The organism is Actinomadura sp. NTSP31, from assembly GCF_041951385.1.
Classification (GTDB): Bacteria; Actinomycetota; Actinomycetes; order Streptosporangiales; family Streptosporangiaceae; genus Spirillospora; species Spirillospora napierensis.
The window spans coordinates 253,995-269,947 of the sequence record NZ_JBGNUT010000007.1 but is presented as its reverse complement, the minus strand read 5'-3'; the positions used below and the strand labels follow the sequence as shown (position 1 = coordinate 269,947).

Genomic DNA, 15,953 nt, shown 5'->3' with positions numbered 1-15,953 from the left:
GCGTCGCCGACGCGACGCCGCCCGCCGCGCGCCCCGGCCGCGTACCCCGAGGCAGGAGGAGGGGCACTCGTGCCTGACCAGGTGCCGGCCGTGCGGCTGACATCGATCACCAAGCGGTTCCCCGGCGTCGTCGCCAACCGCGACATCAACCTGAGCATCGAGCCCGGCGAGGTGCACGCGCTCTGCGGCGAGAACGGCGCCGGCAAGTCCACGCTGATGAAGATCCTCTACGGGATGCAGCGGCCGGACGAGGGCACCATCGAGATCGACGGGGAGCAGGTGTCGTTCCGCACCCCCGCCGACGCGATCGCCCGCGGCATCGGGATGGTCCACCAGCACTTCAAGCTGGCCGACAACCTGACCGTGCTGGAGAACGTCATCCTCGGCGCCGAACCGCGCGCCAAGGGCTGGCTGCGCGGCCGCATCGACTTCGCCGCCGCCCGCGAGCGCATCCGGGAGATGTCGAAGGCGTACGGGCTGCGCGTCGACCCCGACGTCCTCGTCGAGACGCTGGGCGTCGGCGAGCGGCAGCGCGTCGAGATCCTCAAGGTGCTCTACCGCGGCGCCCGCGTGCTGATCCTGGACGAGCCCACCGCCGTGCTCGTCCCGCAGGAGGTCGACGAGCTGTTCGGCAACCTGCGGGAGCTGCGCGCCGAGGGCCTCACCGTGCTGTTCATCTCCCACAAGCTGGACGAGGTGCTGTCGGTCGCCGACACCATCTCGGTGATCCGCCGCGGCACCACCGTCGCGACGCGGCTCGACCCGTCGCAGGTCACCTCGCGGCGGCTCGCCGAGCTGATGGTCGGCTCGCAGCTTCCCACCCCGGAGCTGCGCGACTCGACCGTCACCGAGGACGTCCAGCTGGAGGTCGGCGGGCTCACGGTCCTCACCCCGCAGGGCCGTCCCGTCGTCGACGACGTCTCGCTGCGCATCCGGCGCGGCGAGATCGTCGGGCTGGCCGGCGTCGAGGGCAACGGGCAGAGCGAGCTCATCGAGGCGATCATGGGCCTGCGGGCCGCGGACGCCGGGACGATCGTCTACGGCGGCGACGACATCGCGCACTGGCCGACGCGGCGGCGCCGCGAGGCCGGCATCGCCTACATCCCCGAGGACCGGCACCGGCACGGGCTCGTGCTGGAGGCGTCGCTGTGGGAGAACCGCGTGCTCGGCCACCAGACGCAGCGCCCGAACGTCCGCGGGCCGTGGGTGGACCGGCGCGGCGCGCGCCGCGACACCACCCGGATCGTCCGGGACTACGACGTCCGGACGCCCGGGATCGACGTGCCCGCCGCCGCGCTGTCCGGCGGCAACCAGCAGAAGCTGATCGTCGGGCGGGAGATGACCGGGGAGCCGCACCTGCTGATCGCCGCGCACCCGACCCGCGGCATCGACGTCGGCGCCCAGGCCGCCATCTGGGACCACCTGCGGCGGGCCCGCGCGGCCGGGCTGGCCGTGTTGCTGATCAGCGCCGATCTTGAGGAACTCATCGGAATGTCCGACACCCTGCACGTGATCCTGCGGGGCCGGCTGGTCGCGGAGGTCGATCCGCGGACGGTCACCCCGGAGGACCTCGGCTCCGCCATGACCGGCGCCGGGAACCCGACATGACCGGCCCGAACGACCCCTCGAACCCCGACGACGCCTCCAAGCCGGACGACGCCTCCAAGCCGGACGACGCCTCCGAGCCCGGTACGGCGTCCGAGGCCGGGGCGGGTTCGGCGCGGGCGGAGGTGCCCAGGCCGGCGGAGCCGGATCCCTCGGAGGGCGGGGCGGCGGCGAAGGCGGTGCCGGTGCCGGTGCCGTCGTGGAAGGCGATCCTGCGGGGGCTCGGCCCGACCGGGCTCGTGCTGAAGATCGGCGCACCGATCCTCGCGCTGCTGATCTCGCTCGCCATCACGATGATCCTGCTCCGGCTGACCGGTGCCGACCCCGTCAGCGCCGTGCAGAGCATGGTCGACTACGGCACGCAGCAGCACTCCATCGTCGACATCATCAACCGCGCCACCCGGTACTACCTGTCGGCGGTCGCGGTCGCGATCGGCTTCCGGATGGCGCTGCTGAACATCGGCGTGGACGGCCAGTACCGGCTCGCCGCGTTCCTGGCGGCGGCGCTCGGCGGCGCGGTCTCGCTGCCCGCGCCGTTCGGCCAGCTCCTGGTGATCGTCGCGGCGGTGCTCGTCGGCGGGCTGTGGGCGGCGATCGCGGGCGTGCTGAAGGTGACCCGCGGGGTCAGCGAGGTGCTGTCCACGATCATGCTGAACGCGATCGCCACCGGCGTGATCGCCTACCTGCTGAACGACAAGCGGCTCGCCGAGCCGCGGCCGAACAGCAACGACGTCGCGACCGCGACGATCCCGCACTCGGGGCGCGTCGGCCCGCTGAACGGCTTCCTGTCGGCGATCGGCATCGACCTCCCCGGGGCGGTGTACGGGCTGCTGCCGCTGGCGATCGTGGTCGGCATCGTGTTCTGGGTGGTCATCAACTACACCCGGTTCGGGTTCGACCTGAAGATCTCCGGGCTGTCCCCGTCCGCCGCGCAGGCCAGCGGGGTCAGCGCCAAGCGGATGGTCGTGATCACGATGGTGGCGTCCGGTGCGGTCGCCGGCCTGATCGGCATCCCGGGGCTGCTCGGCGAGTCCTACGACTACTCGCTGAACTTCCCGGCGGGGCTCGGCTTCACCGGCATCACCGTCGCGCTGCTCGGCCGCAACCACCCGGCCGGGATCGCGCTGGCCGCCCTGCTGTTCGCCTTCCTCGACCAGACCTCCGACATCCTCCAGGAGGTCGAGGTGCCGAAGGAGATCGTCGGGGTGATGCAGGGCGTGGTCGTGCTGACCGTCGTGATCGTCTACGAGCTCGTCCGGCGCTGGGAGATACGGTTGCAGCAGCGGACCGTCGCCGCGGAGCTCGCCACCGGCCATGACCTGGCCCGCGAGGCCGCTGGGAGCACCTCATGACCGCGACCGAGACCGCCCTGCCGGCGAAGGCCGGGAACGGCACGTTCCGGCTGCGCTGGCCGCACTACCTGCTGATCACGGCGGGCCTGCTGGTGCTGCTGTCGCTCGTCCGGATGATCGACGGCGCGGACGACGTGACCTCCAGCGGGACGGTCAGCGCGGCGCTCCGGCTGGCCGTGCCGATCTTCCTCGCCGGACTCGGCGGGCTGTGGGCGGAACGCTCCGGCGTGATCAACATCGGGCTCGAGGGCATGATGATCCTCGGCACCTGGACCGGCGCGTGGGCCGGCTACCAGTGGGGGCCGTGGATCGGGGTGCTGTTCGGCATCCTCGGCGGCGCCCTCGGCGGGCTGCTGCACGCCGTCGCGACCGTCACGTTCGGCGTCGACCACATCGTGTCCGGCGTCGCGATCAACATCCTGGGGCTCGGCCTCACCCAGTTCCTCGCCGGGCTGATCTTCAACACCGGGCACGCCAAGGACCTCGGCGGCGGGCCCCGGCAGTCGCCGCCCCTCGACCCGATCAAGACGCTGACGCTGCCGGTGCTGTCCGGCGGCAAGATCGGCGGATGGGAGAGCCCCGACTGGCTGGGGTCGCTGGAGAGCCACCACTGGTTCCTGGTGTCGGACATCGCGGGCATCCTTCGCGGGGTGACGAACGGCCTGTCCCTGCTCACCCTCGTCTGCCTGCTGCTGATCCCGCTGACTTTCCTGATCCTGTGGAAAACCCCGTTCGGGCTGCGGATCCGGTCCTGCGGCGAGGACCCGTACGCCGCCGAGTCCCTCGGCGTGCACGTGTACCGGATGAAGTACGCGGCCGTCATGATCTCGGGCGGGTTCTCCGGCCTCGCCGGCGCGTTCCTCGTCACCGTCGCCGCGTCCCTGTACCAGGACGGGCAGACCGGCGGGCGCGGCTACATCGGCCTCGCCTCCATGATCTTCGGCAACTGGCGGCCGGGCGGCCTCGCCGCCGGGTCGCTGCTGTTCGGCTACACCGACGCGATGAACGTGCGGGGCGGCGGGCAGTCCATGCACGCGCTGCTGCTGTTCGTCACGGTCCTGCTGGTCGGCGTCGGGGTGTGGCAGGGCGTGCGGGCCAACCGGCTGCGCTCGCAGATCGTGACGGAGCTGGGGCGGCGCGAGGTCCGCGGCGCCTACGTCGGCGCGGTGCTGTCGCTGGTCGCGGCGGCGGGACTGCTCGTCTGGTTCCTGCTCAGCGACACCGTCCCCGGGGAGCTGGTGTCGTTCAGCCCGCACCTGACGACGCTGCTCGTCCTCGCGCTGGCCAGCCAGCGGCTGCGGATGCCCGCGGCCGACGGCCTGCGCTACCGCCGCGGCGAGGCCCGGTGACGGGCCGCTGGGAGATCATGGACGCATGACCGACATCGACTGGCCCGCTCTGCGCAGCGCGGCGACAGAGGCGATGGCGCGCGCGTACGCGCCGTACTCCGGGTTCCCGGTGGGCGCGGCGGCGCTGGTGGACGACGGGCGCGTCATCACCGGCTGCAACGTCGAGAACGCCTCCTACGGGGTGGGGCTCTGCGCCGAATGCTCCCTGGTGTCGGCGCTGCACGGGCCCGGCAAAGCGTCTCGGCCCCGGCTCGTCGCCGTCGCGGTCGTCGACCGGCACGGCGATCCGCTGATGCCGTGCGGACGCTGCCGGCAACTGCTGTGGGAGCACGGCGGGGCCTCGATGCTGCTGGAGACCGTCCGCGGCGTCCTGCCCATGTCGGACGTCCTGCCCGACGCGTTCGGGCCCGACGACCTGATCGAACGAGCCTGAGACCGGGCGAGCCGGGCCGGTGGGCCCGGTCGAGTGATACTGAGGGGGATCCCGTGGACGCCATCGACGTCATCCGCAGCAAGCGCGACGGCGGAACGCTGACCGGCGAGCAGATCGACTGGGCGGTCGACGCCTACACGCGCGGCGCGATCGCCGAGGAGCAGATGGCGTCGCTGGCGATGGCGATCCTGCTGAACGGCATGTCGCGCGCCGAGGTCGCCCGCTGGACCGAGGCGATGATCCGCTCCGGCGAGCGGATGGACTGGTCGGCGCTGGACCGCCCCACCACCGACAAGCACTCCACCGGCGGCGTCGGCGACAAGATCACGCTGCCGCTGGCGCCGCTGGTCGCGGCGTGCGGCGCGGCCGTCCCGCAGCTGTCCGGCCGGGGCCTCGGGCACACCGGCGGCACCCTGGACAAGCTGGAGTCCATTCCCGGCTGGCGGGCGTCGCTGTCCAACGCCGAGATGCTGGACGTGCTGCGCGCCGCGGGCGCGGTGATCTGCGCCGCGGGCGGCGGCCTCGCCCCAGCCGACCGCAAGCTCTACGCGCTGCGGGACGTGACCGGGACCGTGGAGTCGATCCCGCTGATCGCGTCCTCGATCATGTCGAAGAAGATCGCCGAGGGCACCGGCGCGCTCGTCCTGGACGTCAAGGCCGGCTCCGGCGCGTTCATGAAGACGGCCGCGGACGCCCGCGAGCTGGCCGAGACGATGGTCGCGATCGGCACCGACCACGGCGTCCGGACGATCGCCCTGCTCACCGCGATGGACCGTCCCCTCGGCAACGCGGTGGGGAACGCCGTGGAGGTCGCCGAGTCGGTCGAGGTGCTGGCCGGCGGCGGCCCTGCGGACGTGGTGGAGCTGACGCTGACCCTGGCGCGCGAGATGCTCGCCGCCGCCGGCGTTTCCGGGAAGGACCCGGCGGACGCGCTGAAGGACGGCTCCGCCATGGACGTCTGGCGCCGGATGATCAGCGCTCAGGGCGGCGACCCGGACGCCGCGCTGCCGGCCGCGCGCGAGAACCATGTCGTCGCGGCGCCGTCGTCCGGTGTCCTGACCCGTCTCGACGCCTACGGCGTCGGGGTGGCCGCGTGGCGCCTCGGCGCCGGCCGCGCCCGCAAGGAGGACCCGGTGTCGTTCGCGGCCGGCGTCACCTGCCACGCGAAGCCGGGCGAAGCCGTCGTGGCCGGTCAGCCGCTGCTGACCCTGCACGCCGACGAGGAGTCCCGTTTCCCGCGGGCGCTGGAGGCGCTGGACGGCGCGTACTCGGTCGAGGAGAACGGCACGCCGGACCTGCACCCCCTGGTCATCGACCGCATCTCCTGACGCGAGGATTTCATCTAGTCATTGACAAGTTGCCCCGCCGTGCCGGAATCTAGTCAGTGTCTAGTTGGTTGCTGCGTGCTGGAGATGATGACCATGACCCACAGTTTGAGCACCATCAGGAAGATGTGGCAGCTCCTGGAGCCGGTTCACGCCGTCCTGTACTACGCACCCGAGGCGTTCGAGGAGGCGGCGGCCCTGGGATACGCCGTCGACGAGCGCTGGCCGAGCTACTTTCCCAACCGTGCCGCGCCGCTGGGAGCGGTGGACGCGAAGACGGTGAGCGATCTCTTCTACAGCTTCAACCCCGACATGGTGGAGCGGTACATCGCCCCGGCCTGGCGCACGGCCACGCCCGAGCAGGTCCTGACGGCTCGCCGTACCGCCATGGACGGAGTGCTGCGCCGGATCCTCGGCGAACGGATCGGCTCGCCTGAACTCGAGCGGGCCGCGCAGACGGCCCGCCGTGTCGCCGAGGCCGCGGACACGAGCGACCGTCCAATGGCCGCCGCCAACGCTGCGCTGCCGTGGCCGGACGAACCGCACATGGTGCTGTGGCAGGCCGCCACCGTCCTGCGCGAACACCGAGGGGACGGCCACATCGCGGCGCTCCGGGCCCACGACATCGGCCCCGCCGAAGCACTGGTCTCCCACGCCGCCGTTGGAGCCGCCCCCGAGGAGGTGTTCGCCAGCCGGCAATGGACCCCCGAACAATGGAACGCCGCCCGTGACCGCCTGGCCGCCCGCGGCCTCGTCGACGGAAAGGGGCACGCGACGGAAGCGGGCGTCCGGCTGCGCGCATCGGTGGAAAAGCGCACCGACGAACTCGCCGCCGGCCCCTGGGAACTGCTCACCGCCGATGAGGTGGACGAACTGGCGGATCTGCTGATGCCTCCAGTGCTCGACATCGTCGGCACCGGCCTCCTGCCGATGCAGAGCACCCTCGGAATCGGCATGACCTACGAATACGATGAGTCCGCTTCTTGATAATGGCGGTGGGGGCGGCACTGCCCCCACCACCCCCTCTACCTGGGCTGGACCTGCGCGGTGCGGGAGTGTGAGATCCCGGGGACGTTGTGCGAGGTCGACCACGTCAACGGCTGGGCCCTGGGCAGCAGCCCCACCGACATCGATCAGCTCGCGCTGACCTGCGGGTGGCGCAACCGGTTCAAACACACCAGCCCGAACCAGATCGCCATCAGCAAAGATCCCGTCGGACGTTACATCTACCGGCTCCTTCCATCCCGAGACAGAGCGGCGCCCCGCGCGACTAGTCCGCCCGGTCTCGACTGGGCCGCCTGACGAGTCGGCATTCCTCCCGAATGTAGGCGGGGCGATTTGCGATCCTGGCGGTGATTCTTGCTCGTTCTCAGCTTTTGCTTGACCGCCCCCTGACACCCGGACATGATCTGTGTCGACCAGAAGGGTGAAGGGGCAGAGGCGTGACCGAGAACTCGATCCACCGCATGCTGAACACCACGTACAACCCGCCGACCCCGCGTCCATCGGCGACGCCGCCGGCCGGTCCGCCGGGTGGCGCCGCCGGTACCTCGGCGATGGATCCCACCGCGCTGCGCACGGCGGCGAAGACGATTCCGGAGGTGGAGACACAGGTCCGCAGCGGGGCGCGAGTGTTCCCCGGTGAAACCGACAGGGCCGCGGCGGCCCTGGGTGAGGGGTGGGCCACCGCGGCGGCGATGAAGAAGATCTCTTCTCAGTGGTCACAGGCGCTTCGCCGGCTCGCCGACGAGGCCGACTTCCTCGGGGACGCGGTGGAGAAGAGCGCCCGCAACCGTCAGTGGGCGGAGACGGAGATCCAGCAGCGGATCGCGCAGATCCGTACGGGAGCGCACTGATGGTCTCGTTCCGGCAGTTGCGGGATGCCAAGCCGGAGGAGATGGATTCGGCGTGGCGGTCCTGGCGCAAGCTCGTGGAGCTCCTCGAACAGGCGGAGGACACGTATCAGGGGAAGTTCCTGCAGGGGGTCCGGGGCGCGAGGTGGCAGGGACGGGACGCGGAGGCGGCCATGCGGACTCTCCTGCCGGTGCGAACACGTATCCGCGTGTCCGCCGGGGAGGCGTCGGCGATCGCGAGCGCGCTCGACACCGCGCAGCACAGGTTCGCCATCGCACAGCTCAAGCTCAAGGCCGCGATCGCATCGGCGGAGGGCAATTATCTGAGGGTCGGCTCGGACGGGTCCCTCGGCTTCCCGGACGCCCTCCCGGCCCGGTATTCGAGCTGGGAGGAGTTGCGGCAGGTGGCCCGGCGCATCCAAGGCGAGATGGCCATTGCCGTCAAGGACGCCACTGCGGCAGACCAGGAGATCGCCGCCGCGTTGCGCGGCCCGGAGGTGCTCGACGCCAAGGATCCGCTGTCAGAACTGCGCAAGGACGCCGGATACGCCGCAAGGCTGGCGGGCTTCGACCCCAGCCGGATCCTGCCCGGAAATGTCAAAGGGCCCAAGGCCGTCGCCGCTTGGTGGAAGAACCTGCCCGAAGAGCAGCGGCATCTGATGATGGACGCCTATCCCGAGAAGATCGGGTGGCTCGACGGGATCCCCTCGGAGGATCGCAACGAGGCCAACCGGGTGCGTCTGGAGAGCCGGCTCACCGAGTTGCAGGCGAAGGGGACGGTCCTCACTCCGTTCGAGAAACGTGATCTCGAGCGCCTGACGAAGCTGAACACCGCCATCACGACCTATGAGGGCAAAGGGCAGGACCTCTACCTTCTCGGTCTCGACTCCACGACGGCGGAGAAGGCCGAGCGCCGGGACGGCCAGGGCTCCGACGGCCGCGCGATCCTGGCGTTCGGTAACCCTGACACGGCCACGAACACCGCCGTTTACGTTCCCGGGACGACGGAGACGCTCGACAAGTTCTCCAAGAGCATGAACCGTGCGTTCAATCTGCACGAGGCGACGGGCATCTATTCCAAGGGGCCCGTGTCCACCATCGCGTGGCTGGGATATGACGCTCCGGACGGGGTCTTCAAGGACGCGCCGTTCAACAACTACGCGGATTCCGGTGGCCCGAAATTGAACGGTTTCGTCGACGGCCTGCGCGAGGCCCAGGCGGGTGCGGGCAATCCGCACGGTCATCTGACGGCGGTCGGGCACAGTTACGGGTCCACGGTGATCGGCGAGGCGGCCCGGCATCCCGGCGACCGGCTCAGGGTCGACGACATCATGGTGGCGGGTAGTCCCGGCATGCACGTCATGCATGCGGGCGACCTCGGGATCGGAGCCGGGCACGTCTACGCGCAAGAGGCGCGCGGTGATCAGGTGCCCGCTTTGGGGCGCTACGGCCACGGCGGGGTGACGTGGGGCCCGGGGCAGCCCGTCGTTCCCTCAGACCCCGAGTTCGGCGGCCACCGGCTCGTGACGGATGGGAGGGGGCACAGCCAGTACTGGAACGACAAGGATCCCGCCGGGCATGGGGACATCTACACGTTCAACGGTCCGAGTACCAGTCTGGACGAGCAGGCGCGGGTGATCGCGGGAGGCGCCACCGATGCCGATCCGAGTAACGATCCCGCCGCCTATGGAAAGGGCGGACACGGCGAGAGCAAGGACACCTGGTGGCAAAACATATTCTGATCACCAAGGCCGTCCTGTTGGGAGGATCGTTGGTGGTCGCGGCGTCCTGCTCGCTTACCGGCCATCATCCCGAAGAGCATCCTCGGAAGGTCGGAGAGCGGGTCGAACGGCTCCACCGGGAGGTCGTGTCGGCGCTCGGGAGAACCCCGACCTCGGACAGCGGCGCATTCGGGCGGCTCTGCGTCGAGGACTGGGAGAAGGGCAAGACCGTCAAGCCGGACCCCGGCGACCCTTGGAAGGTCACGTACAACCAGTTCGAGTTCTACGTCGACATCAGGCTGGCGGTCAAGGAGCAGAACGACATTCCCTTGATCTATGGCGCCCTCGTGCGGAATCTGAATAACGCGGGCGGTTGGAAGGTGGGTGAGCAGAAGAACATGGCAGGGTACCCGGGAACGGTTTCGGGAGAGAAGGACGATGTGCAGCTGTCTGCTCACGACACTCCCGATGGCCGTGGAGGGCACATTGTCTACGTGTCGCTGCAGAGCGACTGCTATCGGCATCCCCATGGTTGAGGCGGGGTTGCGGGTGGAGCGGCCGCGGGTGGCGGCGGCGCGGGTGTCCGAGCTGGTCACGGCGATCGCGGAGAGCATGGCGGGGCAGGGCGGGTTGAACAAGGCGGCCACGGAGGTCGGACCGCAGCCGTGCGACGGTGTCGAGGTCGTGCGGGCCGTCTCGGTTGCGGACGGTGGGGGCGAGGAGCCCTGGTACGTCGATTACAGCCCGTACGTGATGATGTACATCGGTTATGTCGATCTGCCGTCCGGGACGGCGCCCGCTCCGCTGATGGGGGTCGTGCACGATCGTCTGGTCGCTCGCGGGTGGCGGTCGCTGCGGGCGGACCCCGAGGTCGTCATCGAGTCGCCGTATGCGGGCTATGGCGCGCGGTTGGTCGCGGTGGCGGAGCCGCCGGGGCCGCGTATCGGGGTGTACGTGTCGTCGCCGTGCTTCCGCTGTCCGGAAGGGGGGTCTTGACCCTGGTCAGAGGGGGCGCAAGCGTAGGAAGTGACGATAAAAAGGGGGGATCGTCATGATGGAGATCAAGAGCATTGAGAAGCCGGACGAGCGGCGCGACTTCCCCAAGGGGCACGTCGAGATCGTGGAGATGTCCGGGCTGGTGTTCGGCAAGGCGACGTTCGAGCCGGGCTGGCGCTGGACGGAGTCCGTCCGGGAGTTGGCGGGCACCGACCTTTGCGAGGTGCACCACAACGGCTACGTCGTCGACGGCCGGATGCGGATACGCACGCAGGACGGCGCCGAGCAGGAAGTAGGGCCCGGTGACGTGTTCGTTGTGTCGCCCGGTCACGACGCGTGGGTGCTCGGGGACGAGCCCTGCATCGTGTTCGACTTCGCCGGCGGCATCGGCGACTACGCGAAGGCCCGGTAGTCGTCCCGTGTTGGCGGGAGTTGCCGAGGTGGAGAGGGGGTTACGGGCAGTAGATTCTAGAGATGGACGATCGGCCGACTCTTGAGGACATCCGGCGGGCGCCGAAGGTGCTGCTGCACGACCATCTCGACGGCGGGGTGCGGCCCGCGACCATCGTGGACCTGGCCCGGGACAGCGGGTACCGGGGACTGCCCACCACGGACCCGGAGAGCCTGCGGGCCTGGTTCGAGGAGGCGTCCAACTCCGGGTCGCTGGAGCGGTACCTCGAGACGTTCTCGCACACCGTCGGGGTGATGCAGTCGGTCGAGGCGCTCACGCGGGTGGCCTACGAGTGCGCCGAGGACCTGGCGGCGGACGGGGTCGTGTACGCGGAGGTGCGGTACGCGCCCGAGCAGCACCTCAGTACGGGCCTGACGCTGGAGCAGGTCGTCGAGGCGGTGCTGGACGGATTCGCGAAGGCCCGGCAGGACTTCGGCATCCGGGTCGGGACGCTGGTGACGGCGATGCGGCACCAGGCGCGGTCGATGGAGATCGCGGAGCTGGCCGTCCGGTACCGGGACCTCGGCGTGGTCGGCTTCGACATCGCGGGCGCGGAGGCGGGCTACCCGCCGACCCGGCACCTGGACGCGTTCGAGTACCTGCAGCGGGAGAACGCCCACTTCACCATCCATGCGGGGGAGGGGTTCGGGCTGCCGTCGATCTGGCAGGCGATCCAGTGGTGCGGGGCGGACCGGCTCGGGCACGGGGTGCGGATCATCGACGACATCGAGGTGGACGGCGACGAGCCGCGCCTGGGGCGGCTCGCCGGATACGTCCGGGACAAGCGGATCCCGCTGGAGATGTGCCCGACGTCGAACATCCAGACGGGCGCGGCGAAGTCGATCGAGGAGCATCCGATCGGGCTGCTGCGGCGGCTGAACTTCCGGGTCACGGTGAACACCGACAACCGGCTGATGAGCGGGACGACGCTGTCGCGGGAGTTCGCCAGGCTGCGCGACGCGTTCGGGTACGGGTGGGACGACCTGCAGTGGTTCACGGTGAACGCGATGAAGTCGGCGTTCGTGCCGTTCAACGAGCGGCTGGAGCTGATCAACGGGGTGATCAAGCCCGGATTCGCGCAGCTCAAGTGGCGCGGCGCGCGGCCCCTGGCATGATCGGGCCATGACCATTCGCTCCACCGGCGCACGCGTCGCCGCGTACGTGTGGCTGGTGTTCGCCGCGCTCAACATCCTCGACCTGGTGTTCGGGATCACGGGCGACGCCACGTACTCGCTGACCGCCTTCACGATCGCGGTGCTGCTGCTGCTCGGCTGCGGGATCGCCTACACGGTCGGGCTCCGGCCGGCGATCATCGGGGACGAGACGGCGGTGACGGTCCGCAACCCGCTGCGGGAGGCGCGGGCGCCGTGGGCGGCGGTCCGCGACATCGAGGGGACGAACGCGGTCACGGTGCGGTTCGACGGGCCGGACGGGCAGGAGCTGCAGACGCGGGCGTGGGTGCACCAGACGTCGCCGCGCGCGCAGGCGAAGGCGGAGGCGCGGGCCCGCAAGGAACCGGGCCGGGTGCCGGCGTCGGCGTTGAAGGGCCGGACGCCGGCGGCGTACGCGGCGCAGCAGCTGAACGAGATCCGGGAGCGCCAGCGGGCGAGGGCGCGGTCGGGCGCGCCGGGCAAGGCGGCCGAGGCGAAGGCGGAGCGGGCCGCCGCGGCCGGGACGGTCACCTGGTCGGTCCCGGCCGTGGCGTCGCTGGCGGTCCCGGCCGTCGCGCTGGTCGCGCTGGTGATCGCGGGCGCGGTGACCTGACGGACCTGCCGGCGGGGCCCGGTCAGGCGAGGCCGAGTGCGGCGGAGACGTCCGCGCGGAGGGCTTCGAGGTCCGCGGCGGCGCGTTCGCGGGCCGCCGCCACGTCGCCGTCCACCGGGCGGACGACCTCCAGGTAGCACTTCAGCTTCGGTTCGGTGCCGGACGGCCGGACGACGACGCGGGCGCCGCCGAGACGGAACCGCAGGCCGTCGGTCGGCGGCAGGCCGTCCACGCCGGCGGACAGGTCGTCGAACGCCTCGACGGCGCGCCCGCCGAGTTCGGCGGGCGGGTCCGCGCGCAGCCGGGCCATCGCGCCGCCGATCAGCGACAGGTCGTCGACCCGCACCGACAGCTGGGCGGTGGCGTGCAGCCCGTACCGGCGGGCCTGGTCGTCCAGCAGGTCGGGCAGGGTCCGGCCGGCGCGGCGCGCCTCGGCGGCGAGCGCCGCGACCGCGAGGGCCGCGCCGATGCCGTCCTTGTCGTCGACCAGGACGCCCCGGTCGTCGCCGACGCTGTAGCCGAGGGCCTCCTCGTAGCCGAACACGAGCCGGTCCCCGGGCCCGCCCGCCTTCATGATCCACTTGAAGCCGGTGAGGGACTCCGCGGACCGGACGCCGTGCTCCCGCGCGATCGACGCCAGCAGCGACGACGACACGATCGTGGTCACGACCAGCCGGTCGCCGCCGGAGGTGTGCCGCAGCACGTGCTCGGCGAGCAGGCCGCCGACCTCGTCGCCGGACAGCGCCCGCCAGCCGTCCGGCGCGGGGACGGCGACGGCGCAGCGGTCCGCGTCCGGGTCGTTGGCGATCACCAGGTCGGCGTCCCGCTCGCGGGCGAGGTCGAGCGCCAGGTCGAGCGCGCCCGGCTCCTCCGGGTTCGGGAACGCGACGGTCGGGAAGTCGGGATCGGGGTCGGCCTGCTCGGGGACGACGGCCGGCGCCGCGAACCCGGCCCGCTCGAACGCCGCGAGGAGGACGTCGCGCCCGACGCCGTGCATCGGGGTGTAGACGATCGAGATGTCGCGGTCGCCGCCCAGCCGCAGGCCCGACACCGCGTCCAGGTACAGCGCCGCGTCATGGTGGACGGTCCAGTCCGAGCCGAGCGGCAGCTCGTCCACCCGGCCGACCGCGTCGATCGCGGCGGAGATCTCCGCGTCCCGCGGCGGGACGATCTGCGCGCCGTCCGCCCAGTACACCTTGTAGCCGTTGTCGCGCGGCGGGTTGTGGCTGGCCGTGACCATGACGCCCGCGACGACGTCGTCGAACGACCGGGTGAAATGCGCCAGGACCGGCGTCGGCACCGGCTCGGCGAACACCTCGGCGCGCAGCCCCGCGCCCGTCAGCACCGCCGCCGTGTCCTGCGCGAACCGCCGTGACCCGTGCCGCGCGTCGAACCCGACGATCACCCGGCCGCCGCGCGGCAGGCACGCGGCGAGGCCCGCCGCCGCCCGCATCACCGTCACCCGGTTCATCCGGTTCGGCCCGGCGCCCAGCTCGCCGCGCAGGCCGGCCGTGCCGAACTCCAGCCGGGCGCCGAACCGGTCCGCGAGGGCCCGGTCGTCGCCGGCGTCCAGGATCGCGCGCAGCTCGGCGCGGGTGGCGGGGTCCGGGTCCTGCGCCAGCCACTCCTCGGCGCATCCGCGAAGATCGCTCATGCTCAGAGCTTCGTCAGGACGGTGCCGAGCAGCTCGCCCATCCGGCCCGCCGCCGCGCGGCCCGCCGCCAGGACCTCCTCGTGGTCGAGGGGCTCGCCCGACAGGCCCGCCGCGATGTTGGTGACCAGCGAGAGTCCGAGCACGTCCGCGCCGCCCTGCCGGGCCGCGATCGTCTCCAGCACCGTCGACATCCCGATCATGTCGGCGCCCATCGTCCGGAGCATCCGGATCTCCGCCGGCGTCTCGTACGTCGGGCCCCGGAACGCCGCGTAGACGCCCTCGGACAGCGTCGGGTCGACCTCCTTCGCCAGCGCCCGCAGCCTCGCCGAGTAGGCCTCGGTCATGTCCAGGAACGCCGGCCCCGTCAGCGGGTTCGCGCCCGACAGGTTCAGGTGGTCGGAGATCAGGACCGGGTCGCCGACCCGCTGGTGCTCGGGCCGCAGCCCGCCCGCCGCGTTCGTCAGGACGACGGTGCCGGCGCCCGCCGCCAGCGCCGTCCGGACGCCGTGCACCACCGCGTCCACGCCGTGCCCCTCGTACAGGTGCGTCCGGCCGAGGAACACCAGCGCCCGGTGCCCGCCGACCTCCACGATCCGGATCTTCCCGGCGTGCCCCTCGACGGCGGGCGGCGCGAACCCCGGCAGCAGCGTGACCGGCAGCTCGTCGTCCGGCGCCCCGAGCGCGTCGGCCGCCGGGACCCAGCCCGACCCCATCACCAGGGCCACGTCGAAGGACTCGATGGAGGTGCGCTGCCGCAGCTCGTCCGCCGCGGCCCGCGCCAGGTCAAAAGCGTCGTTGCTCACATCGCCGACACTACCGCCGCCCCCCGGGACGGACGATCCCCGCCTTCGCGGGTGCGGGGCGGGTCAGTCGCCCAGGGATTTGCAGGGGCGGGTGCGGAGGGCCTTGACGTAGTCGTCGGGGGCGCCCGCGGCCTCGGCGGCGTCGGCCAGGAGGCCGAGGTAGTGCGCGGACGGCAGGCCGCCCTCGTAGTCGTCGAGGACGTACAGCCAGCACAGCGCCTCGCCGTCCAGGGTCTGCACCCGGACACGGATCTTGCGGTAGACGCCGAGCGCGGCGCCCTCCCAGCCGTCCAGCTCCTTCTCATCGAAGGACGGGACGTCGTAGATCACCACGAAGACCTGCTCGAAGTCGTCCTCGACCACGGTCGCGAGGGCGCCGTCGAAGCCGTGGCCGCCGAAGGTCAGCCGCCAGCCGGTCAGCCAGCCGGTTCCGCGCATGGGGGAGTGCGGAGCCCGGCTCGCCATCTGCTCGGGGTCCATGTTGGAGGCGTACGCCGCGTACAGAGCCACGTTGGCCAAGGCTACGCCACGCGCGGACCGCGACCGGAGCGGAGCGAGGATCGCGGGCCCGCGCGTCTCGGGGGCCTGGGGGGCGTCCCCCTGAAGTGACGCGCCACCCGCCGATGGCGGGGCGTCGGTCCTACCAC

At 71.6% G+C, this 15,953-nt stretch carries 16 protein-coding genes; 13 read left to right on the top strand and 3 right to left on the bottom strand.

The features are described 5' to 3' along the window. Nucleotides 1–69: 69 nt before the first annotated feature. The 13 genes from ACA514_RS14940 (at nt 70) to ACA514_RS14880 (ending at nt 12,849) form a co-directional block, all read left to right on the top strand. Nucleotides 70–1,608 carry an ABC transporter ATP-binding protein gene (locus ACA514_RS14940; protein WP_375041702.1) on the top strand — a complete coding sequence of 513 codons (1,539 nt, stop codon included), beginning with the start codon at nt 70–72 and terminating at the stop codon, nt 1,606–1,608. Next, complete coding sequence (locus tag ACA514_RS14935) at nt 1,605–2,957, top strand: ABC transporter permease (RefSeq protein WP_375041701.1); 1,353 nt, start codon at nt 1,605–1,607, stop codon at nt 2,955–2,957. Before ACA514_RS14940 ends, ACA514_RS14935 begins: the two co-directional genes overlap by 4 nt. Further along, on the top strand, nt 2,954–4,306 hold the full coding sequence (locus ACA514_RS14930; RefSeq protein ID WP_375041700.1) for an ABC transporter permease: 1,353 nt from the start codon (nt 2,954–2,956) through the stop codon (nt 4,304–4,306). Before ACA514_RS14935 ends, ACA514_RS14930 begins: the two co-directional genes overlap by 4 nt. Before the next feature lie 25 nt (nt 4,307–4,331). Then, nucleotides 4,332–4,739, top strand: a complete 408-nt coding sequence (locus ACA514_RS14925) for a cytidine deaminase (protein ID WP_375041699.1) — start codon at nt 4,332–4,334, stop codon at nt 4,737–4,739. 53 nt (nt 4,740–4,792) lie between these two features. Further along, on the top strand, nt 4,793–6,067 hold the full coding sequence (locus ACA514_RS14920) for a thymidine phosphorylase (RefSeq protein ID WP_375041698.1): 1,275 nt from the start codon (nt 4,793–4,795) through the stop codon (nt 6,065–6,067). Nucleotides 6,068–6,151: 84 nt separating this feature from the next. After that, entirely contained in the window at nt 6,152–7,051 is a 900-nt protein-coding gene (locus tag ACA514_RS14915) for a hypothetical protein (protein ID WP_375041772.1), read from the top strand. A 455-nt stretch (nt 7,052–7,506) separates the two neighbouring features. Then, entirely contained in the window at nt 7,507–7,920 is a 414-nt protein-coding gene (locus ACA514_RS14910; protein WP_375041697.1) for a hypothetical protein, read from the top strand. Then, a complete protein-coding gene (locus ACA514_RS14905; RefSeq protein ID WP_375041696.1) occupies nt 7,920–9,659 on the top strand; it encodes an alpha/beta hydrolase in 1,740 nt (579 codons plus the stop codon). The genes ACA514_RS14910 and ACA514_RS14905 overlap by 1 nt, the downstream gene beginning before the upstream one ends. Next, nucleotides 9,641–10,174: a hypothetical protein gene (locus ACA514_RS14900; RefSeq protein WP_375041695.1), complete on the top strand. Its 534-nt coding sequence runs from the start codon at nt 9,641–9,643 to the stop codon at nt 10,172–10,174. The genes ACA514_RS14905 and ACA514_RS14900 overlap by 19 nt, the downstream gene beginning before the upstream one ends. Then, complete coding sequence (locus ACA514_RS14895; protein WP_375041694.1) at nt 10,167–10,634, top strand: hypothetical protein; 468 nt, start codon at nt 10,167–10,169, stop codon at nt 10,632–10,634. Before ACA514_RS14900 ends, ACA514_RS14895 begins: the two co-directional genes overlap by 8 nt. 55 nt (nt 10,635–10,689) lie before the next feature. Further along, a complete protein-coding gene (locus tag ACA514_RS14890; RefSeq protein ID WP_375041693.1) occupies nt 10,690–11,046 on the top strand; it encodes a cupin domain-containing protein in 357 nt (118 codons plus the stop codon). A 62-nt stretch (nt 11,047–11,108) separates the two neighbouring features. Then, on the top strand, nt 11,109–12,200 hold the full coding sequence (locus tag ACA514_RS14885) for an adenosine deaminase (protein ID WP_375041692.1): 1,092 nt from the start codon (nt 11,109–11,111) through the stop codon (nt 12,198–12,200). Nucleotides 12,201–12,207: 7 nt separating this feature from the next. Then, complete coding sequence (locus ACA514_RS14880) at nt 12,208–12,849, top strand: PH domain-containing protein (protein ID WP_375041691.1); 642 nt, start codon at nt 12,208–12,210, stop codon at nt 12,847–12,849. A 22-nt stretch (nt 12,850–12,871) separates the two neighbouring features. Here ACA514_RS14880 and ACA514_RS14875 read toward each other — a convergent pair whose 3' ends face one another. The 3 genes from ACA514_RS14875 to ACA514_RS14865 all read right to left on the bottom strand — a co-directional run bounded on the left by ACA514_RS14875 (nt 12,872) and on the right by ACA514_RS14865 (nt 15,816). Then, nucleotides 12,872–14,503, bottom strand: a complete 1,632-nt coding sequence (locus tag ACA514_RS14875) for a phospho-sugar mutase (protein ID WP_375041690.1) — start codon at nt 14,501–14,503, stop codon at nt 12,872–12,874. A 2-nt stretch (nt 14,504–14,505) separates the two neighbouring features. Then, on the bottom strand, nt 14,506–15,306 hold the full coding sequence (locus tag ACA514_RS14870) for a purine-nucleoside phosphorylase (protein ID WP_375041689.1): 801 nt from the start codon (nt 15,304–15,306) through the stop codon (nt 14,506–14,508). A gap of 63 nt (nt 15,307–15,369) precedes the next feature. Beyond that, entirely contained in the window at nt 15,370–15,816 is a 447-nt protein-coding gene (locus ACA514_RS14865) for a gamma-glutamylcyclotransferase (protein WP_344278340.1), read from the bottom strand. Nucleotides 15,817–15,953: the final 137 nt, after the last annotated feature.

What these genes read in the sequence shown, in the direction of transcription:
- ACA514_RS14895 (WP_375041694.1), top strand. Translation starts at nt 10,167, where the DNA reads ATGGTTGAGGCGGGGTTGCGGGTGGAGCGGCCGCGGGTGGCGGCGGCG.
- ACA514_RS14905 (WP_375041696.1), top strand. Translation starts at nt 7,920, where the DNA reads ATGGTCTCGTTCCGGCAGTTGCGGGATGCCAAGCCGGAGGAGATGGAT.
- ACA514_RS14925 (WP_375041699.1), top strand. Translation starts at nt 4,332, where the DNA reads ATGACCGACATCGACTGGCCCGCTCTGCGCAGCGCGGCGACAGAGGCG.
- ACA514_RS14880 (WP_375041691.1), top strand. Translation starts at nt 12,208, where the DNA reads ATGACCATTCGCTCCACCGGCGCACGCGTCGCCGCGTACGTGTGGCTG.
- ACA514_RS14935 (WP_375041701.1), top strand. Translation starts at nt 1,605, where the DNA reads ATGACCGGCCCGAACGACCCCTCGAACCCCGACGACGCCTCCAAGCCG.
- ACA514_RS14930 (WP_375041700.1), top strand. Translation starts at nt 2,954, where the DNA reads ATGACCGCGACCGAGACCGCCCTGCCGGCGAAGGCCGGGAACGGCACG.
- ACA514_RS14915 (WP_375041772.1), top strand. Translation starts at nt 6,152, where the DNA reads ATGATGACCATGACCCACAGTTTGAGCACCATCAGGAAGATGTGGCAG.
- ACA514_RS14875 (WP_375041690.1), bottom strand. Translation starts at nt 14,503, where the DNA reads ATGAGCGATCTTCGCGGATGCGCCGAGGAGTGGCTGGCGCAGGACCCG.
- ACA514_RS14890 (WP_375041693.1), top strand. Translation starts at nt 10,690, where the DNA reads ATGATGGAGATCAAGAGCATTGAGAAGCCGGACGAGCGGCGCGACTTC.
- ACA514_RS14885 (WP_375041692.1), top strand. Translation starts at nt 11,109, where the DNA reads ATGGACGATCGGCCGACTCTTGAGGACATCCGGCGGGCGCCGAAGGTG.